General features: G+C 69.1%; 2 protein-coding genes and 1 pseudogene. All 3 read left to right on the top strand.

Features of this window, described 5'->3' with window-relative positions; genetic code table 11:
• Window positions 1-252: 252 nt before the first annotated feature.
• Window positions 253-1,061, top strand: a pseudogene (locus ACRDSQ_RS28790) (ABC transporter ATP-binding protein); the annotation flags it as partial.
• A gap of 113 nt (window positions 1,062-1,174) precedes the next feature.
• Window positions 1,175-1,612, top strand: a complete 438-nt coding sequence (locus ACRDSQ_RS28785; protein WP_431425362.1) for an ABC transporter permease — start codon at window positions 1,175-1,177, stop codon at window positions 1,610-1,612.
• The coding region (locus ACRDSQ_RS28780; RefSeq protein WP_431425361.1) for a sensor histidine kinase at window positions 1,570-2,395 on the top strand (826 nt) is incomplete at its 3' end. The genes ACRDSQ_RS28785 and ACRDSQ_RS28780, both read left to right, overlap by 43 nt.

Here is a 2,395-nt window from a genome sequence, read left to right as displayed (position 1 = left end):
CCACAACTCCGACTGGGCCGTCACCATCATCAACGGCCTGCCCGAGTTCACCCCACCCGCCTACCTCGACCCACACCGAAAACCCATCCCCGCAACACCACGACACTCGGCGGCCTGAACAGCCACCGAGTCACCGCACTCACGCCCGGGCGCACACCACCCGGAGCTGACTCCGTGTCATCCGATCGGTTGACATGAGGTTCAGTGCTTCGGGCGACCCTGGACCCACCCCTCCCGGGAAACGATCGAGTCATGAACGCGATCGAAGTCCGCGACCTCCGCAAGAACTACGGCGACAACACCGCCGTGGCCGGAATCGACCTCCATGTCGCCCAATGCGAAGTCTCCGCCCTCCTGGGTCCTAACGGCGCCGGCAAGACCACGACCGTCGAAATCCTCGAAGGCCACCGCCACCGCACCAGCGGCGACGCCACGGTCTTCGGCGAGGACCCCGGCAAAGCGGGCAGGCACTGGCGCTCCCGCATCGGGATCGTCCTGCAAACCGCGACCGACAGCGCCGAACTCACCGTGGCAGAGCGGTCAAGCACTACGCCGGTTACTACCCGAATCCCCGGTCTGTCACCGATGTCATCGACATCTGCGGCCTTACCGAGAAAGCCGGCGCGCGCATCAGGTCGTTGTCCGGCGGACAGCGCAGGCGCGTGGACGTCGCTCTAGGGATCGTCGGCAACCCCGAGTTGCTCTTCCTCGACGAGCCGACAACCGGGTTCGACCCACAGGCCCGACGCCAGTTCTGGGACCTCGTGCGGACCTTGGCAGGTGACGGCACGACCATCCTGCTCACCACCCACTACCTCGACGAGGCCGAAGCCCTCGCGAGCCGTCTGGCGGTGATCGCGGGCGGGCGCATCGTCGCCGAGGGGACGCCCGCGACGCTGGGCGGGCGCGAGACCGCGCCGGCCACCGTCACCTGGACCGACCACACCGGCGCGCACGTGTTGCGCACCTACGACCCGACGTCGGCCGTGGCCGCGCTGGCCGGGCGCGAGGTCACCGGTCTCCAGGTGCACCAGCGAAGCCGTGATCTTCACCTTCGCCTTCCCCGCCTTCCTGCTGGTCCTGCTCGGCTCGATCTTCAACAAGACGGACCCTGGCCTGACCGTGCCGATGAGCCAGGTCTTCGCCGCCAGCATGCATCCTCTCCACCGCCTTTATGACCACCGGCGTCGGCATCGCGATCGACCGCGAGGACGGCACGCTCAAACGCCTGCGCGGCACACCGATCACCGCGACCGCGTACTTCGTCGGCAAGATCGTCCTGGTCGCGGTGGCGACACTGGGCGAAGTGATCCTGCTGCTCGCTGTCGGCGTGCTGCTCTTTGACCTGCAGTTGCCCACCGACCCGGCGCGTTGGCTGACGCTGGCCTGGCTGCTCGCTCTGTCCGTCCTGAGTTGCACGCTGATCGGCATCGCCGCCAGTTCGCACGTCCGGCAAGAGCGCGCCCGCGGTGCTGAACCTGCCGGTGATCGCGCTGCAGTTCACCTCCGGCATCTTCGTGCACATACGGCACTGGTTCTGGGGGCGTGGTGCGTGATCGGTCTGGTGCTGTGCCTGCTGACGTTCCGGTGGAGCGGGCGGCGAGCCGGATGACCCAGGCCTGGGACCGGTCGCGGTGGATCTGGGACGTGTACTTCGCGATCGGTTACGTCGCGGTCGTGGTGATCGTCGTGACCGGCACCCAGACGCCCGCCAGGGAGGCAGGGGCGGTGACCGCCCTGACCGCCCTCGTCGCCTGGTACGCCATGTACGGCCGCCGCGTGATCCTCACCGACCGCACCCCGCGGGGCGCCGTGTTCGTCGCGGGGCTGGCCGCGCTGTTCTTCACCGCCGTCGCGTTCACCCCGGCGAGCACCTACGCGCTGTTCATGATCTGCCCGATGGTGTCCATGACCTTCCGGCTGCGGATCTCCGCGCCGCTCGTCGCGCTGTTGAACGTCCTGCCGCCGATCTTCTCGGCGGTCTTCGCGGGCGTTTCCTTCGACGCGCACGACTTCGGGCTGGCGTTCTTCGGTCTGGCGTTCTCCCTGCTCATCGGCACCTACATCCACCGGATCGTCCGGCAGAGCGAGGAGCGGGCCGAGCTGATCACCGCGCTGGAGAGCAGCCGGGCGGAGGTCGCCCAGCTCTCCCACGAGGCCGGGGTGAACGCCGAGCGGGCCCGGCTGGCGGGCGAGATCCACGACACCCTCGCCCAGGGCTTCACCAGCATCATCACCCTGGTGCAGGCCGCGGAGTCCGAAGTGGACTCGGAGAAGGCCCGGCGGCTGCTCGACCTCGCGGCGCGCACGGCGCGGGAGAACCTCGCCGAGGCGCGGGCGCTGGTCGCGGAGCTGGCGCCGACCGCGCTGTCCGGCGGGTCGCTCGCCGACGCGC

The sequence above is a fragment of the Actinokineospora sp. genome (genome assembly GCF_050699995.1).
Classification (GTDB): Bacteria; Actinomycetota; Actinomycetes; order Mycobacteriales; family Pseudonocardiaceae; genus Actinokineospora.
The sequence above is the reverse complement of the archived record's forward strand: the minus strand, read 5'-3'. Positions and strand labels throughout refer to the sequence as shown.

Bases quoted from the DNA above. Each gene is read 5' to 3' on its own strand.
- ACRDSQ_RS28785 (WP_431425362.1), top strand. From the start codon at position 1,175: ATGACCACCGGCGTCGGCATCGCGATCGACCGCGAGGACGGCACGCTC.